This window comes from Paracoccaceae bacterium, from assembly GCA_033344815.1.
GTDB lineage: Bacteria > Pseudomonadota > Alphaproteobacteria > Rhodobacterales > Rhodobacteraceae > Roseobacter.
Map to the genome: position 1 here is coordinate 2751188 of JAWPMR010000001.1, position 17073 is coordinate 2768260.

Here is a 17073-nt window from a genome sequence, read left to right on the forward strand (position 1 = left end):
CGATTATTCCAATAGACTGATCTGCTTCAGGATGGCCGGATCAAGCTCCAAATCTGCCGGGACCTTGACGTCAGCCTGTTCAGCCGCCTCGTTAATTGCCTTTTGAGCGGTGTTTTGGCGGATTTCATTGGCCAATTCTTCGCGAACGTCTTCAAGGGTTGGGATGTTCGCTTGGCGCACATCATTCAGTCTGATGATGTGCCAGCCAAACTGCGTTTCGACCGGTTCGGATACTTCCCCAACGGTCAGGGAAATTGTTGCCGCCTCAAAGCTCGGCACCATCATACCGGCTCCGAACCAACCAAGCTCGCCACCATTCGGGCCAGACGGTCCTGTAGATTTCTCACGTGCGGTTGTTGCGAAATCGGCACCACCATCAATGGCTTCTTTTACCGCAATGGCTTCTTCTTCCGTTTCAACCAGAATATGCGACGCGTTATATTCTTCTTCCGGATCAATATCCCCGAACTGCCGGTTATAGAGTTCCTGAAGTTCCTCTTCGGTGACCGCGTCGGACATGATATTTTCGACAACCTCAGCCGCCGTCAGGGACCGCAGTTCATTCTCGAGAGATTTGGTGACGCGCCCGGGCAGTTCGTCTTTGTAGCTCTGTGCCAAAGCGCTTTGTTGCACCAGCTGTTCCAGAATACCGTCATAAAGCACTTTATCGTCCAACTGCTGATACTGCTCAGGCAAGGAAGCGCGTGCAGCAATCATATGACCCAGAGTAATCTCAACATCATTGACGGTCGCCACAACGGTATCCGCATTGAGGGGTTCGGCATCGGTTTGTTCCTGCGCCCAGCCTTGCGTGGCGACACTCATCGCCAGCACAGCGCCGGCAAAAAGATTGAGATGTTTTTGCATGGATTGGTCCTATGAATGTGTCACGACAGTGCGCGACATTGACACGGTTTGGCGTGACCCTTACATCGCCCTATGGGCGCCGCAAGAGTACTGCGTTCCCTTTCTATCTATGGGCTGTTTCGCAGACGAGCAAGCAGATCAGCGCCATTCACTAAAACTTCGGCTGGAGAACGCATGCTGGGCATCGGAACTATCGCGAAAAAAGTCTTTGGGACACCAAACGACCGCAAAGTCAAAGCGACCCGCCCGCTGATCGCAAAGATCAACGCACTGGAACCGGAGTTCGAAAAGCTGTCCGATGCAGGCTTGCTGGAAAAAACCGAAGAGTATCGCAAACGGGCAAACGATGGCGAAAGTCTGGACGATTTGCTGCCGGAGGCTTTTGCCAATTGCCGCGAAGCTGCGCGTCGTGCGTTGGGTTTGCGCGCTTTTGATACGCAGTTGATTGGTGCGGTCTTCCTGCATGAAGGCAATATCGCGGAGCAAAAGACGGGTGAGGGTAAAACCCTGACGGCGACCTTCGCAGCCTACCTGAATGCTCTGACGGGCAAGGGTGTCCATATCGTGACGGTGAACGAATATCTGGCAAAACGCGATTCAGCCTGGATGGGTCAGGTGTTTGCTGCATTGGGGCTCACCACGGGTGTTGCCCACGCAGACATGACCGAAGAAGACAAGCGCGACGCCTACGCCTGCGATATCACCTATGCCACGAACAATGAGCTTGGTTTTGATTATCTGCGCGACAATATGAAGTCCGAGCTGAGTCAGATTTTCCAGAAAAATCACAACTATGCGATTGTTGACGAAGTCGATTCGATCTTGATTGATGAGGCGCGTACGCCCTTGATCATTTCTGGCCCGTCACAAGATCGCTCAGAAATGTACAAGGTTATCGATGTGGTCATTCCTGAATTGAAAGATGACCATTTTGAGCTGGATGAGAAAACCCGCAACGTCACATTTAGTGACGAGGGCAATGAGTTTCTCGAAGAACTGCTGCACAGCCGTGACCTCCTTGACGAGGGTCAGACGCTGTACGATCCCGAAAGCACCACCATCGTGCACCATGTCAACCAGGGCTTACGCGCACATAAACTGTTCCAACGCGACAAAGACTACATCGTGCGTGACGATGAAGTCGTTTTGATCGATGAATTCACCGGTCGGATGATGACCGGACGCCGGTTATCCGATGGGTTGCATCAAGCCATCGAGGCCAAGGAAAACGTCACAATCAAGCCGGAGAATGTGACGCTGGCCTCCGTTACCTTCCAAAACTACTTCCGCTTGTATGACAAGCTTGCCGGTATGACGGGAACGGCGCTGACTGAAGCAGAAGAGTTTCAGGAGATTTATGGCTTGGGCGTGCTTGAGGTGCCGACCAACAAGCCGATCGCACGTGTGGATGAAGATGATCAGGTTTACCGCACGGTGCGCGAAAAATATGAAGCGATGCTGGAGCAGATCAAAGAGAGCCACGCCAAAGGCCAGCCCGCCCTCGTGGGGACAACATCGATTGAAAAGTCGGAAACCCTGAGCCAGATGCTGAGCAATGCTGAGATCAAACATAATGTATTGAATGCGCGTCAGCATGAGCAGGAGGCGCAAATCGTCGCCGATGCCGGTAAGTTTGGCGCCGTAACAATCGCGACCAATATGGCCGGGCGTGGTACGGACATTCAATTAGGCGGCAACGTCGATATGCAGGTTTTGAACGCCATCGCGGCCGATCCCGAAGCGGATCCAGAAGCCTTGCGCGCGCAAATCGAAGCTGAACACGCCAGCGAAAAACAAAAAGTCATCGAGGCTGGCGGCCTGTATGTGCTGGCCTCTGAACGTCACGAAAGCCGTCGGATCGACAATCAGTTGCGGGGTCGTTCTGGCCGTCAGGGAGATCCGGGGCGTTCGTCTTTCTATTTGAGCCTCGAAGACGACCTTATGCGTATCTTTGGCTCCGAACGGCTTGAAAAAGTGCTGACAACGCTTGGTTTGAAAGAAGGCGAATCCATCGTCCACCCTTGGGTGAACAAGTCACTGGAACGCGCGCAGGCCAAGGTGGAAGGTCGGAACTTCGATATCCGCAAACAGCTTTTGAAGTTCGACGATGTGATGAATGAGCAGCGTAAGGTCATCTTTACGCAACGGCGCGACATCATGGAGGCGGCTGACCTCTCCGAGATTACCCAAGACATGCGCCTGCAGGTTATTGATGATCTGATTGACCAGTACCTTCCGCCAAATACCTATGCCGATCAGTGGGACTCCGAAGGTCTTTTCGAGGCCACCAGAGAGCAATTGGGCATGGAATTGCCAGTCGCTGATTGGGTGGAGGAAGAAGGCGTTGACGATGATGCCATTCGCGAGCGCATGATCAGTGCAACGAACACGTTCATGTCTGAAAAGGCTGCGCAATTTGGCTCCGAAAACATGCGCAACATCGAAAAGCAGCTGCTGCTTCAGGCGATTGATACCAAGTGGCGCGAACACCTTTTGACGCTGGAACATCTGCGATCGGTTGTCGGATTCCGTGGATATGCGCAGCGTGACCCGTTGAACGAATACAAGAATGAATCGTTCCAGTTGTTTGAAGGAATGCTTGATAGTCTGCGCCAGGATGTAACGCAAAAGCTGTCTCAGATCAGGCCACTAACGGAAGAAGAACAACAGGAAATGCTGCAGCAATTGCGTGCGCAACAGGCTGCTGCCCAAAACGCGACTGCGCCTGACGCTGGCAGTGCTGCTCCCATTGCCCAGGGCAATGCGGCCGAAGGATTCGTGGAGAATGACCCATCTACCTGGGGCAATCCGGGGAGAAATGAAGTGTGTCCTTGCGGATCTGGTAAGAAATTCAAGCATTGTCATGGACGCCTTGTCTAGGCGACTTTCCAACCCAAAACGCTCTCCTACAGACTGAAAAGATCTTACTTGACCGCAAAGTCGCAGATTTCGGCACGCTAAAGCATCGCTTTTCAACCACATGCCTCATCATTTGATGTCCGGGACAACTATGGGGTGTTGAAAATTCTGTTTGCAGACACAACAGTCACAACAATGAACTTCGCCATAGAACCTTCAAGATGATCTTGAGACGTGCCGCGATATACGTTGCGCTCGTCCTGTGTGTACTGGGTCACTCCGTGCAAAGTCAGGACATAACACTGACATCACGCGACGGTCGCGTAGAACTGTCGGGTACGTTGCTTGGGTTTGATGGTGAATTTTATCGGATTGAGACGCTGTATGGCGAGCTGACCGTGGATGGCTCTGGCGTGCTTTGCGATGGACCGGGCTGTCCCAACCTCGAAGACTTTGTAGCTGAGCTGAAGGTATCGGGATCCGCGACAATGGGCGCAGTATTGATGCCTGCGTTGATTGAAGGCTTCGCTTTGAGAAATGGTTACACGGCAGAGCGCGAGGTCGAGGACAAAACTCATTTCACCTACACGCTCACAGATGATCGGACGGAAAAACCAGCTGCCATTTTCTATTTCCGAGTGACAAATACAAACGAAGGTTTTGCCGATCTCTTGGCAAATGAAGCCGATATGGTCATGGCTCTACGCGAAATCAGGCCAGATGAGCAACTGCGCGCCAAAGAGGCGGGCATGGGGGACATGACAGGCGACAATCGCAGCCGTGTTCTGGCGCTTGATGCGATCGTGCCAATTGTTGCCCCGAATAATCCTGTGCGCGACATTTCACCGATCAATTTGGCGCGCGCGTTTGCAGGTCGGATTACCAATTGGACTGAACTCGGCGGCCCTGATGCTCCGATTTCCTTGCATGCGCCGGCGGCCGAAACGGGCTTGGGCCAGGCCATAGAGGATGAAGTGATCGCGCCTGCCGAATTGCAAATGTCGCCGAATGTCATACGGCACGATCGCGGTGTCGAACTTGCACTGTCTGTGGCGTCTGATCCATTTGCCCTGGGCGTTGCAAGTTTTGCTGAAGTGGGGAACGCAGAAGCACTCAGACTTACCGGGCCATGTGGTCGAGCCTTAAGGGCGACGCGGCGTTCGATCAAAATGGAAGACTATCCGTTGACAGCGCCAATGTTTGTCTATCTGCCGGCGCGGCGATTACCAAAAATAGCACGAGAGTTTCTTGCGTTCACCAGCGGCCCAACCGCGCAAATTGTCATCAGGCGGGCTGGTTTTGTCGATCAGGCACCTGAAGAGGTTCCAATTGACGAGCAGGGAAATCGGCTGGCGAATGCGATTGCTGCCGCGGGACCGGAGGTCGGTCTTGTGGAGTTGCAACGCTTGATCAGGACGTTGGCACCAATGAAGCGCCTGACGACGTCATTTCGTTTTGAGTCAGGATCCGTTCGACTTGATGCGCAATCCCGCTCAAACATTCAACAAATGGCGCGCGCGTTGGAGCAGGGTCGATATGACGCGCGGCGTCTTTTGTTTGTGGGATTTAGTGACAGCGAGGGTGCCGCTTACACAAATAAGAAAATAGCATTGAGCCGAGCGGAAGCCGTGCGGCTCGCGATTATCGACGCCGCAGAAATCGCAGATTTGGATCGGGTCCAGCTTGATGTAGATGCCTTTGGGGAGGCCATGCCGATGGCCTGTGATACCAGTGCCTGGGGTCGCCAAGCGAACCGCAGGGTTGAAGTCTGGGTACGATGACTCTCTAAAAACCATTGGTGAAGCCTAATTTCACCCCGGTTTCTAGTGATCTATTGATCATATGGGATAAGGCCTTACCGCTCGTTTCGCAGGCTGGTTTGGTTTCGGTTTGGTGATCTTTGGCACGATGGAATTCGGACGCGTCGACACGCAACCGCCATTTCTGCGAAACTGGCGACCCGTATCGATTCATCGTGCATTTGACCTACAATCACCCCGCATCACTCGCTCCATGGACCTCTGTGGTATTGGTAAGCGCATCGGATGAATTTGAGCGCGGTGGGCGTCAAATGCCACATATTGATCGAGGACAGGTGATGGACTTGCGCTCCAAAATCGGAGGTTACGTCCCTATTCTCGTTGCTCTTGCGTCAGAACTCCCGAATCCTGAACCGGCTCGCCATGCGCAAAAAGATTGAATCGTCCGTTTCCGCCTGATCTTTGGTAGGGAATACGCCTTGCTGTCGATCCCATGGTCGTCGTCTTTTTTCCGCCGACGGGATGCGAGATGAACCTCGACCTGACTTGCGGGATTTACATTTACTTTCGCAGACATGGTTTAATGGCACTCTTTCCCATCGCGGATGTGGACGTGTCATTGCCCGCCGTGGTTTCATCGGTTCTCGACGCCACAATTGCAGGGGTGCCACTGCACGGTTCCGGCCGGTCTGACATGGCGAATGCGTCCTTTTGCATGCTCAGCCTCAGTCACGCCATAACTGGCAAAGGCGTGAGTGCCTTCTTTGCCGCGCAAACAAATCACACCGTGCCGTGGACGACCAGATGCAGGGGTAGAGGTAGCTAAAATCTAATGCGTCATCTCCTGCAGACAGCCAAACTCGCTGGACTCGCCGCACCAAGCCAAGCGATATGATCTGTTTCTGGAATGTTCAGGGTCGACGTCACCGTGTCTCCAGATGGGGGTGAAGCAATGGCAATCGATCCTAAGGTTCCTTCAGACCTTCACCGCGTTGGAACAGAACTTAACGATTTCTGGGAACACTCTGTTGCTCAATACGGGCATGGATCCTCGCCCCGAACACCGGTCATTTGATCGAAATCGCCGAACTGGTGCAACAGCATGCACGCCAACGACTTTGCACCGCACCCGTGTGTGGTACGCAAAAAGTGCAGGGTCAAGCATCGCATCGTCAGGCCGGACGATAATGCTAAACCTTTCAGGATGAACTCTGACGTGCTGGTGAGGAGCTGACAAACAAGAAGGCGCATTGCCGTCGAGAAAGGCGATAGGTTCCAGCGCGTCCATCAAGAGAACAAAACGGCTTCTGTTGGACCAGTTAAGAAAGCCGGACACGTCGCCCGGCTTTCAATCTATCGGCACCCTTACACCAGTTTTTCAACCGGATGTTTCGAGAGAGCGAGTGCTAACAAACATCAGCCCTTCATCGAGTCCCAGAAGCTCTTCACATTTGAGAAAAAGCTCGAGGTTTCCGGGTTGTTATTCTCAGACAGGTCGTCGAATTCGGCCAGCAGCTCTTTCTGTCGGGACGTGAGATTTACAGGTGTTTCCACTGCGAGTTCGATGAACATATCGCCTTCTCCCGCGCCGCGTAAGGCGGGCATTCCCTTGTTACGCAAGCGCATCTGACGCCCGGACTGACTGCCTGCGGGGATTTGAACACGACCTCTTCCGCCATCAATAGTTGGCACTTCGATCGACCCGCCCAACGCTGCCTTTGCCATCGAAACGGGCACGCGGCAAAACAGGCTACCGCCGTCGCGCTGGAATAGTTCATGTTCCGCCACATCGATGAAGATATATAGATCTCCGGAAGGACCACCGCGCATCCCCGCTTCGCCTTCGCCGGCCAACCGGATCCGTGTGCCGGTCTCAACGCCTGCCGGAATGTTTACGCTCAGCGAGCGATCTTTCTCCAGACGGCCCGCACCCTGACAGGATTTGCACGGGTTTTTGATGATCTGACCAAGACCCGAGCACGTCGGACAGGTGCGTTCGACCGTGAAAAACCCTTGTTGCGCGCGCACTTTTCCCATTCCCGAACATGTCGGACAGGATGTAGGTTCCGCGCCACCTTCGGCACCTGAACCGCTACACGCATCGCAACTGACCGATGTGGGGACGTTGATGGTTTTCTGCAGGCCGGAATAGGCCTCTTCAAGGGTGACGCGCAGATTATAGCGCAGATCTGAGCCCCGCGCGGCGCGTCGTCCGCCGCCGCCGCGTTGTTGCCCGCCCATGAAATCGCCAAAAAGATCGTCAAAGACGTCCGAGAACGCCGACCCAAAGTCGCCCTGCCCGCCGCCGCCGCCAAAGCCACCGCCTGGCCGCCCGCCACCCATGCCGCCCTCGAATGCGGCATGACCATAACGATCATATGCAGCCTTCTTGTCCGCGTCCTTCAGAACTTCGTAGGCTTCATTGGCCTCCTTGAACTGCGCTTCTGCTTTTGGGTTGTCAGCGTTGCGATCCGGGTGAAGTTCCTTCGCCTTGGTTCGATAGCCTTTTTTGATCTCATCCGCGCTGGCCCCTTTTGCGATCCCAAGCACATCGTAATAGTCACGTTTTGCCATTCGATAGGTCCCCTTACTGGAACGTGAGAGGCCGACCCGAGGGTCGGCCAATGCAGTGGTTCCGGGTTAGGCGCAAGTTACGCGCGCTTGTCGTCGTCGAGATCTTCGAACTCGGCATCTACGATGTCATCATCGCCATCGCGCGGTTCATCAGCGGCGTGTGGTGCATCTTCACCTTCTTCCTGAGCCGCTTTGTAAATCGCTTCGCCCAGTTTCATGGCGGCCTCTGTAACGTTCTGGATGCCAGATTTGATTTTCTCGGCGTTTTCCGTTTCCAGTTCGTCCTTAAGCGCGGCGATGGCCAACTCAATGGCTTCGACCGTGGTCGGATCGACTTTATCGGAATGCTCCTCGACCGATTTCTCAGTCGAATGAATAAGGCTTTCCGCTTGATTCTTCGCTTCGATCAGCTCGCGGCGCTCTTTGTCCGCTTCTGCATTCTCTTCAGCATCCTTGACCATTTTTTCGATGTCGTCATCCGACAAACCACCAGAAGCCTGGATCGTGATCTTCTGCTCTTTCTGGGTACCTTTATCCATGGCGCCGACAGATACGATACCATTTGCATCAATATCGAATGTTACTTCAATCTGAGGCATGCCACGTGGCGCTGGTGGGATGCTTTCAAGATTGAATGCACCGAGGATCTTATTGTCTGATGCCATCTCGCGCTCACCCTGGAAGACACGAATCGTCACCGCGTTCTGATTGTCTTCAGCGGTGGAGAAGATTTGCGACTTCTTCGTCGGGATCGTTGTGTTGCGGTCGATCAAACGAGTGAACACACCCCCGAGAGTTTCAATGCCCAGCGACAGCGGCGTGACATCCAGCAGAACCACGTCTTTGACGTCACCCTGCAGAACACCGGCCTGAATGGCAGCGCCCATGGCAACGACTTCGTCTGGGTTCACGCCCTTGTGGGGCTCTTTCCCAAAGAACTTGGTCACTTCCTCAACGACCTTTGGCATGCGGGTCATCCCACCAACCAATACAACCTCATCGATGTCGGATGGCGACAGGCCGGCGTCTTTCAAGGCTGCAGCACAGGGTTTCACCGATGCTTTGATCAGATCACTAACAAGGCTTTCCAATTTCGAACGCGTCAGCTTCATGACCATGTGCAATGGCTGACCATTTGCGCCCATGGAAATAAACGGCTGGTTGATCTCTGTCTGGCTTGCGCTGGACAGCTCGATCTTGGCCTTTTCCGCCGCTTCTTTCAGACGCTGAAGCGCCATTTTGTCTTGCGTCAGATCAACTGAGTGCTCTTTCTTGAACGCTTCGGCCAAATGGTTGACGATGCGCATGTCAAAGTCTTCACCACCGAGGAACGTATCGCCGTTGGTCGATTTCACTTCGAACAAGCCGTCGTCGATTTCTAGAATGGTCACGTCAAAGGTACCGCCACCAAGGTCATACACAGCGATGGTTTGTGTTTGTTCTTTGTCCAGACCATAGGCCAGCGCCGCTGCTGTCGGCTCGTTGATAATCCGCAGTACTTCGAGGCCGGCGATTTTGCCCGCGTCCTTGGTAGCCTGACGTTGTGCGTCATTGAAATACGCAGGTACGGTGATAACCGCCTGTGTCACGTCTTCGCCAAGATAGCTCTCAGCGGTTTCTTTCATTTTGCCCAGGATGAACGCGGAAATCTGCGAAGGGGAGTACTTCTCGCCCTTGGCTTCGACCCAAGCGTCGCCGTTGCCGCCATCAATAACGTTGAAGGGCATGTTTTTCTTGTCTTTGGCAAGGTCTGCATCATCAAACCGACGCCCGATCAGACGCTTCACACCAAAGACTGTGTTTTCCGGGTTGGTGACGGCCTGCCGTTTCGCGGGTTGACCCACAAGGCGCTCATCATCGGTGAAAGCAACGATGGACGGTGTCGTCCGTGCGCCCTCAGAGTTCTCGATTACACGTGGCTGGCTGCCGTCCATAATGGAAATGCAGCTGTTGGTCGTTCCCAGGTCGATACCTATAACTTTGGTCATTTTCAGATCCCTCATTTACTCAAGGCGATGACACGGAGCATTCGGCCCATTATGGCGCCGCTGCCCCGATCTCAATTCACATGAAGCGGGTCGCCTCATGCGGTTCGGAGGGTATATAAGGAGGGGTCGCGCGCGCTGCAACCTCTTGAAACCCGTTCAAATAGGATTCTTTTGGCAATTGCGGCGCAATTTTCGGGTTGTGAGGGAACGCATGTCGTATTTGTCGGTATCCGGCTTTAAAATTTACAAATCCTACCTCTCAACAGACGCTCAGAAAAGCCTGCGCGACTCTCTGCGTGATGTTGTCCGCGCCGCGCCGTTTGTGTCACCGGTAACACCAAGCGGAAAGCCCATGTCAGTTCGCATGACAGCAGCGGGACCCTATGGCTGGGTCACTGATCAGAGCGGGTATCGATACGCGCCGCACCATCCGCAGGGGACGGAATGGCCGGATATTCCCCAACCTGTCCTCGATATCTGGCGAGATCTGACGGGCTTGCAGCGCACCCCGGAATGTTGCCTTGTCAATTACTACGGCGAGGGCGCGCGCATGGGTTTGCATCAGGACAAAGATGAAAGCAGTTTTGACTGGCCGGTGGTTTCCATTTCATTGGGGGATGACGGGTTGTTTCGCATGGGGGCGACGACCCGTGGGGGCAAGACACAATCCATTTGGTTGCAATCGGGGGATGTTGTGGTGATGGGCGGCGCCGCAAGATTGGCTTTTCACGGCGTTGACCGTATCAGATTTGGGTCTTCCTCGCTGTTGCCAAAAGGAGGCAGAATCAACCTGACTTTGCGTGTTGTGACATAGATTTCAATGGTTCTTTGTGGCCACAAATGGAAACACCCGCTGCGATGATTTTCAGTTGCCGAGTCGTAGCGATTCGCCAGTGAGACAATGGATTGAGCCCTTCGCGTCTAGGTGCCTGTGTTGGGAGTGTTCGGTTAAGGTCCAATACGGAAGTTGCGCGCGTCAAATAATGTTTCGATGCGCCAGAGCGGTCATGGATTAATCCGACGTGTCGCGCCGGGTTTCGCGGTGCGCAGAGGCTGCGCACCGGATTTTCGACCGTATGTCAGGTTAGCGTTTGGGATCTACTTGCGCTGATGGAATGGAAGCCATTACTGATCGGGATGTATTAGCCTTTGACTCCGCAACGCAGGATGATTCGAACCTCTGGGCATACGGCGTTTCGCTCCGCCCAAGCCCTGAGAAGCCACAATCCGTCTCGCGCCGCTCACAAGCATAATTGAGGTGCCGACTTAGGATCACTTCTTGCGTAGACAACCGCAAGACTTGAAGAGATGTGCCATTCTTCCCTTGGATGATTACAGACTGAAAGACCGGGTATTCGTGGTGCGTCTCTGCACTTCAAATATTACTTGTCGGCGCAAGGATGCGCGCGCGGGATTTGAATTCTAGCGGCAGATCGTTGATCATTGATTGAGCTGCCACAGCGGCGCAATTTTGCTGGTTACGGCAAGGTGGCAGATGTTTCAGGTGCTGAAGGTCTATCCAGTAGACGGTGCTGAAGGCACCTTGACCAAAGCGCCCGGCAAATCCCGGAGCAACAAAATCCAGCGCGAAAGCAAAATTTTTGCAATTGAACACCGAGAATCAAGAGGTCTTTGGTCCAGCCGTCACGGATGAGATGCTGATCGAAATTCACGGGCTTTGAGACAATAACCAAAGTTGCAAGGAATTCTTGCTGTTCTGACAGAGCGGGCGCATAAGGGGCACTGATTTGCACGAAAATAGCGGTAGAACTGGTGATTTATGATTGATTACAACAAGTTGGTTACACTAATGCGCGAGCTTTCGCTGGAAGCCGGAGCACGCATTATGGAAATTTACCATTCAGATGACTTCGATGTGAAACTGAAATCGGACGAAAGCCCGGTAACTGAGGCAGATCAGGCTGCAGATGATTTGATATCGGCGGGACTTCGCGCAGCCTTTCCCGATGTGATGCTGGTTACAGAAGAGCAATCAGCCACACATTCTGCGCGCGGAGATACATTTCTGATCGTTGATCCCCTGGATGGCACCAAAGAGTTTATTCATCGACGTGGCGATTTCACCGTAAATATTGCATTGGTTGAGGCAGGTGTCCCAACCCGCGGTGTCGTTTATGCCCCCGCCAAGGGTCGCATGTTCTATACGGACGCCTCTGGCCAATCGGTTGAGGAAACAGGTGACCTGGCGATAGACGAGGTAGGACCGCTTAAACCTATTTCGGTCGCGGAGTCGGACAATTCCGCGCTGATGGTTGTCGCTTCAAAGTCTCATAGGGATCAGGCGACGGATGACTACATCTCGAAATACAATGTTCAGGATATGAAAAGTGCTGGATCATCTCTGAAGTTCTGTCTTGTGGCAACGGGAGAGGCTGATCTCTATCCACGTGTTGGCCGAACAATGGAATGGGATACTGCCGCGGGTCATGCGGTTCTGACCGGCGCCGGAGGCTCTGTCGTGCGGTTTGATGATCTGACGCCGCTGGTCTATGGCAAGGAAGACTATGCCAATCCCTTCTTTATTGCCCATGCGCCTTCCGTTTCACTGAAACAAGCCTGATGTCTGTCCTCATCGCGATTCCTGCTCGCTTCGCTTCCAATAGATTTCCTGGAAAACCGCTTGCAGAGTTGCGAGGTGCATCCGGGAGATCGCGCAGTTTGATCGAACGCAGCTGGCAAGCTGCCAATGAAGTCAATGGTGTCGATCGCGTTGTCATCGCTACGGATGACAACCGCATCAGAACGGCATCAGAGGCATTTGGTGCCGAGGTGGTCATGACATCGCCTGACTGCGCGAACGGTACTGAACGATGTGCCGAAGCGCACCACAACCTTGGCGGCGGATATGACATCGTCGTGAACCTGCAAGGAGATGCGCCTCTGACGCCACATTGGTTTATCGAGGATTTGATCGCCGGGTTGAAAGACGCAACGGATGCGGAAATCGCGACGCCGGTACTGAGGTGCGACGGGCAAACGCTCAACGGTTTTCTGGCCGATCGAAAGGCAAACCGCGTTGGTGGCACGACAGCGGTATTCGCGCAAAACCAAAAAGCCATGTATTTTTCAAAAGAGGTGATTCCCTTCACGACCCAGAAATACCGCGAAAAGGAGGACACGCCGGTTTTTCACCACGTGGGTGTTTATGCATACCGGCCTGAAGCATTGGCAGCTTACCCGTCCTGGAGTGTGGGACCGCTCGAAAAACTCGAGGGTCTTGAGCAATTGAGATTTATGGAAAACGGGCGCGCCGTGCTCTGCGTCGAGGTTGCATCCAAGGGTCGGCAGTTTTGGGAGCTAAACAACCCTGAAGATGTGCAAAAGATCGAAAAAATGATGGAAGACATGGGTTTGGAGTGACGTGATTTCGAGGTCTTGGACCTTGCAGGTTGCATAAATGACTTAGACACATGCATAGGAACAATGGCCATTTTGAAAATCATACACTTTATGCGGGAAATTTCGGCGGCAGCCCGCCATATTTAGGCAATTTCGTAGATTCGCATGTGAAATTGATTTAATTAGCGGTCTAGTCGTGTTTTTGACGCAATATCAGATTACAAAATAGTGCGTCGATTTTATTAATGCTGAGGTTAGGAATTCCAGATGAAACGTAAAGTGACGAAAGCAATCTTTCCCGTAGCAGGTATGGGAACAAGATTTCTGCCGGCAACCAAGTCGGTGCCCAAGGAAATCATGACTTTGGTTGATCGTCCGTTAATCCAATATGCTATTGATGAGGCTCGCGCGGCTGGCATCAAAGAGTTCATTTTCGTGACATCTCGTGGCAAAGGCGCCTTGGAAGACTATTTTGATCATGCTCCCCAGCTCGAGCAGGAATTGCGCGACAAGGGAAAAACAGAACTCCTTGAAATCCTCAAGAGCACAAACATGGAGAGCGGCGAGATCGCCTATATGCGGCAGCACAAGGCTTTGGGTCTGGGGCACGCGGTTTGGTGCGCACGACGTTTGATTGCAGACGAACCCTTTGCGGTGATTTTGCCAGATGATGTGATCTCATCAGAAAAACCTTGTTTGCAACAGATGGTCGAAGCCTACGCGGAGACTGGCGGAAACATGGTCGCAGCTATGGAAGTGTCGCCTGAAAAGGCCTCTTCTTATGGCGTGCTTGACGTGTCTGAAGATATGGGCTCGATGGTCAAGGTTAAAGGCATGGTGGAAAAACCGAAAGCAGATGAGGCGCCTTCCAACCTCGCCGTGATTGGCCGCTATATTCTTTCGCCGAGCGTTTTGACAAACCTGAACAAAATGAAATCTGGCGCTGGCGGGGAAATTCAACTTACTGACGCGATTGCAACTGAGCTGCAAAAAGACAAGGACGTCTACGGATATCGTTTCCGCGGCCAACGCTTCGATTGCGGGTCGAAGTCCGGGTTCCTGCAGGCCACTGTTGCTTTCGGGCTGCAACGCGAAGAGTTGCGCGACGACTTGTCCGCCTATTTGCACGATATTGTCAGCATGGGCAAAGCCGCTGAATAAAGCCAAATAGGAAGTGTCAGTGAATAACGTATTGGTCACAGGCGGTGCGGGCTATATTGGTTCGCATGCTTGTAAGGCACTAAAGGCAGCTGGTTTCACGCCAGTTACCTTCGACAATCTCGTTACAGGCTGGGAGGACGCTGTAAAATTTGGCCCGTTTGAGCGCGGCGATTTGCTGGATCGGGCCCGGCTTGACGAGGTATTTTCAAAATACAGCCCCGTTGCCGTGATGCATTTCGCAGCCCTAAGCCAGGTCGGCGAAAGCATGCAAGATCCGGGAAGCTATTGGCGTAACAACGTTGCCGGATCGCTTACATTGATTGAGGCGGCTGTGGCGGCGGGATGTCTGAATTTCGTGTTCTCCTCGACCTGCGCAACTTATGGTGACCAGGATAACGTCGTTCTTGATGAGGACAGCTCGCAATATCCGATCAATGCATATGGTGCATCCAAACGGGCGATTGAGGATATTTTGAAAGACTTCGAGCCAGCCCATGGGCTACGCCACGTAATATTTCGATATTTTAACGTGGCGGGTGCCGATCCAGAGGGCGAAGTCGGCGAATACCACAGGCCCGAAACGCATTTGATTCCCGTGTTGCTGGACGCCATTGATGGCAAACGCGATGCTTTGACGATCCATGGCACGGATTATCCGACACCGGACGGGACTTGTATCAGGGATTATGTCCATGTTTGTGACCTCGTGGATGCGCATGTTTTAGGCCTGAAATGGTTGCAAAAAGACAGAGGCAGTTGCGTATTCAATCTCGGAACGGGTTCCGGGTTTTCCGTGCGTGAAGTGATGGATCACTCTCACGACGTTACCAATCGCGAGGTGCCGTTCACCGAAGGTCCGCGCCGTCCTGGGGATTGTACCAAGCTCGTGTCCGGATCAACGCGTGCTGAAGCAGAACTGGGCTGGCGGCCCGCACGATCAACGTTGAAAGACATGATTACGGACGCGTGGCGTTGGCATCAAAACGGCCACTACGAAAAATAAGAGAAGTGTTCCTTTTCAAATATGGTCAAAAGACGACCGTGTCCTAAAGGCTTTCAAACCTTGAACGCACGAACCCTCCACAACATGTCCTAAGGAATTCGGAGCAAGTCTTCTTCTTGCAGGGATGAAATGTGCGTTGAACGGGCGTTTGTAGGGGAAAACAGCGGTGACCGGTCAATGGATCGCGGCGAACTTCACTTATCCAGCCGCGTTGATCTTGCGAGCAGATGTTTTAGTAGCGCAATTGCCTGACATTCAGATCGGGAGATGCCAGTTGGGCGCAATGAACAGGCTGTTCGAAAATTGCGCGCAAGGTTTTTAGGCGGCCTGTTCTGATTCTGCCGATGTCAGAATGGTATGCAGCGTCGCCGGCATTGGGTTTGCACGCAATTTGGTGCAAATGCTGGCATCCCTCAGCGTCCGGGAGACCATCGCAAGTGCTTTCAAATGTTCAACGCCTGCATCTTCGGGTGCAAAAAGCGCGAATGCAATGTCTACCGGCTGACGGTCAACCGAATTGAAATCAATCGGTTTGTCCAGAAGAACGAAAGCGCCAACAACCGCATCCAGTCCGTTCAATCGCGCATGTGGCAACGCCACACCATGACCGACGCCTGTGGGGCCAAGCGCCTCACGCGACAGCAAAGCCTCCAACACGTCATCGGATTTCAACCCGTAGGCATGTTCTGCAAGGTCGCCTAAGTCCTGCATCAATCGCTTTTTGCTGGAAGCGGAGGTCAAAACCTTCACCGCCTCCGGCTTGAGGAGTTTACTAAAGTCCATTCATCTCGCACATTTCAGGAGGCTTTTTTTGCCCCTCAGGGATCCTATTTCGGGTCTATCCAACCAATGTTTCCATCGTCGCGACGGTAAACAACGTTTAAGTCCTCTTTTCCTTCGTTTCTAAAGATCAGAACAGGCGCTCCCGCCAATTCCATCTGCATTACCGCTTCACCCACTGAAAGCAATGGAATCTCTGTTTCCATCTCCGCAATGATGATCGGCTGAAGTGTTTCTGGCTCCTGCGATTCCGTATCCGCATCTGATGCGAGGATATATGAGGACGCGCCGTAGATTTCAACCGGTTCTACCCGATCTTTGTGATGATCTTTCAACCTGCGCTTGTAGCGCCTGAGTTGTTTTTCCATCTTTGCGCTGCACGCGTCAAATGCAGCGTATATTTCTGTTTGATGTGCCTTTGCTTGCGCGGTCAGTCCGGTTGAAAGATGCACGGTCGCTTCGCAAACATATTCATGGGCCGACTTTGAAAACACTACCACTGCTTCTGTCGGGCGCTCGGCGTATTTCTTAACAGCTACACTCAGTTCTTCTTTCACATGGGTCTGCAAGGCTTCGCCGATGTCGATCTGTTTGCCGCTGATTTGATAACGCATAGTGTCTCCTTCAATTGTTTGATTCAAAAAACCGTTACCACCGGATGCCGGGGCATATGGGTCGAGATTCAGAATCACGGAATTGGCACTCCATTACTTTATGATCT

At 53.0% G+C, this 17073-nt stretch carries 13 protein-coding genes; 8 read left to right on the top strand and 5 right to left on the bottom strand.

The features are described from left to right. Positions 1 to 3: 3 nt before the first annotated feature. Positions 4 to 867, bottom strand: a complete 864-nt coding sequence (locus R8G34_12780; GenBank protein MDW3223739.1) for a peptidylprolyl isomerase — start codon at positions 865 to 867, stop codon at positions 4 to 6. A gap of 174 nt (positions 868 to 1041) precedes the next feature. Between R8G34_12780 and secA the strand changes: the two genes are divergently transcribed. The 3 genes from secA (at position 1042) to R8G34_12795 (ending at position 6312) form a co-directional block, all read left to right on the top strand. Then, positions 1042 to 3747, top strand: coding sequence for a preprotein translocase subunit SecA (gene secA, locus R8G34_12785; protein ID MDW3223740.1), 2706 nt, complete (start codon positions 1042 to 1044; stop codon positions 3745 to 3747). Positions 3748 to 3947: 200 nt separating this feature from the next. Then, entirely contained in the window at positions 3948 to 5507 is a 1560-nt protein-coding gene (locus tag R8G34_12790; protein MDW3223741.1) for a phosphate ABC transporter substrate-binding/OmpA family protein, read from the top strand. A 562-nt stretch (positions 5508 to 6069) separates the two neighbouring features. Next, entirely contained in the window at positions 6070 to 6312 is a 243-nt protein-coding gene (locus tag R8G34_12795; protein ID MDW3223742.1) for a hypothetical protein, read from the top strand. 590 nt (positions 6313 to 6902) lie between these two features. Here the strand turns inward: R8G34_12795 and dnaJ are convergent. Beyond that, positions 6903 to 8060: a molecular chaperone DnaJ gene (gene dnaJ / locus R8G34_12800; GenBank protein MDW3223743.1), complete on the bottom strand. Its 1158-nt coding sequence runs from the start codon at positions 8058 to 8060 to the stop codon at positions 6903 to 6905. A 77-nt stretch (positions 8061 to 8137) separates the two neighbouring features. After that, a complete protein-coding gene (dnaK, locus tag R8G34_12805) occupies positions 8138 to 10048 on the bottom strand; it encodes a molecular chaperone DnaK (GenBank protein ID MDW3223744.1) in 1911 nt (636 codons plus the stop codon). A 211-nt stretch (positions 10049 to 10259) separates the two neighbouring features. On the opposite strand from dnaK, the gene R8G34_12810 reads away from it, so the two are divergent. The 5 genes from R8G34_12810 to galE all read left to right on the top strand — a co-directional run bounded on the left by R8G34_12810 (position 10260) and on the right by galE (position 15572). Continuing rightward, on the top strand, positions 10260 to 10862 hold the full coding sequence (locus R8G34_12810) for an alpha-ketoglutarate-dependent dioxygenase AlkB (GenBank protein ID MDW3223745.1): 603 nt from the start codon (positions 10260 to 10262) through the stop codon (positions 10860 to 10862). Positions 10863 to 11831: 969 nt separating this feature from the next. Continuing rightward, positions 11832 to 12629, top strand: coding sequence for a 3'(2'),5'-bisphosphate nucleotidase CysQ (gene cysQ, locus R8G34_12815; protein MDW3223746.1), 798 nt, complete (start codon positions 11832 to 11834; stop codon positions 12627 to 12629). Continuing rightward, complete coding sequence (locus R8G34_12820) at positions 12629 to 13429, top strand: manno-octulosonate cytidylyltransferase (protein ID MDW3223747.1); 801 nt, start codon at positions 12629 to 12631, stop codon at positions 13427 to 13429. Before cysQ ends, R8G34_12820 begins: the two co-directional genes overlap by 1 nt. Positions 13430 to 13675: 246 nt before the next feature. Continuing rightward, positions 13676 to 14569, top strand: a complete 894-nt coding sequence (gene galU, locus R8G34_12825) for a UTP--glucose-1-phosphate uridylyltransferase GalU (protein MDW3223748.1) — start codon at positions 13676 to 13678, stop codon at positions 14567 to 14569. Between the two features lie 19 nt (positions 14570 to 14588). Next, entirely contained in the window at positions 14589 to 15572 is a 984-nt protein-coding gene (gene galE / locus R8G34_12830) for a UDP-glucose 4-epimerase GalE (GenBank protein MDW3223749.1), read from the top strand. Between the two features lie 318 nt (positions 15573 to 15890). On the opposite strand, the gene R8G34_12835 is transcribed toward galE, so the two are convergent. Together R8G34_12835 and raiA are read right to left on the bottom strand one after the other, a co-directional pair. Beyond that, the gene (locus R8G34_12835; GenBank protein ID MDW3223750.1) at positions 15891 to 16355 is read right to left on the bottom strand and encodes a PTS sugar transporter subunit IIA; all 465 of its coding nucleotides are present in this window, start codon (positions 16353 to 16355) and stop codon (positions 15891 to 15893) included. A 44-nt stretch (positions 16356 to 16399) separates the two neighbouring features. Next, on the bottom strand, positions 16400 to 16966 hold the full coding sequence (gene raiA / locus R8G34_12840) for a ribosome-associated translation inhibitor RaiA (GenBank protein ID MDW3223751.1): 567 nt from the start codon (positions 16964 to 16966) through the stop codon (positions 16400 to 16402). Positions 16967 to 17073: the final 107 nt, after the last annotated feature.

Bases quoted from the DNA above. Each gene is read 5' to 3' on its own strand.
- R8G34_12780 (MDW3223739.1), bottom strand. From the start codon at position 867: ATGCAAAAACATCTCAATCTTTTTGCCGGCGCTGTGCTGGCGATGAGT.
- secA (MDW3223740.1), top strand. From the start codon at position 1,042: ATGCTGGGCATCGGAACTATCGCGAAAAAAGTCTTTGGGACACCAAAC.
- R8G34_12790 (MDW3223741.1), top strand. From the start codon at position 3,948: ATGATCTTGAGACGTGCCGCGATATACGTTGCGCTCGTCCTGTGTGTA.
- R8G34_12795 (MDW3223742.1), top strand. From the start codon at position 6,070: ATGGCACTCTTTCCCATCGCGGATGTGGACGTGTCATTGCCCGCCGTG.
- dnaJ (MDW3223743.1), bottom strand. From the start codon at position 8,060: ATGGCAAAACGTGACTATTACGATGTGCTTGGGATCGCAAAAGGGGCC.
- dnaK (MDW3223744.1), bottom strand. From the start codon at position 10,048: ATGACCAAAGTTATAGGTATCGACCTGGGAACGACCAACAGCTGCATT.
- R8G34_12810 (MDW3223745.1), top strand. From the start codon at position 10,260: ATGTCGTATTTGTCGGTATCCGGCTTTAAAATTTACAAATCCTACCTC.
- R8G34_12820 (MDW3223747.1), top strand. From the start codon at position 12,629: ATGTCTGTCCTCATCGCGATTCCTGCTCGCTTCGCTTCCAATAGATTT.
- galU (MDW3223748.1), top strand. From the start codon at position 13,676: ATGAAACGTAAAGTGACGAAAGCAATCTTTCCCGTAGCAGGTATGGGA.
- R8G34_12835 (MDW3223750.1), bottom strand. From the start codon at position 16,355: ATGGACTTTAGTAAACTCCTCAAGCCGGAGGCGGTGAAGGTTTTGACC.
- raiA (MDW3223751.1), bottom strand. From the start codon at position 16,966: ATGCGTTATCAAATCAGCGGCAAACAGATCGACATCGGCGAAGCCTTG.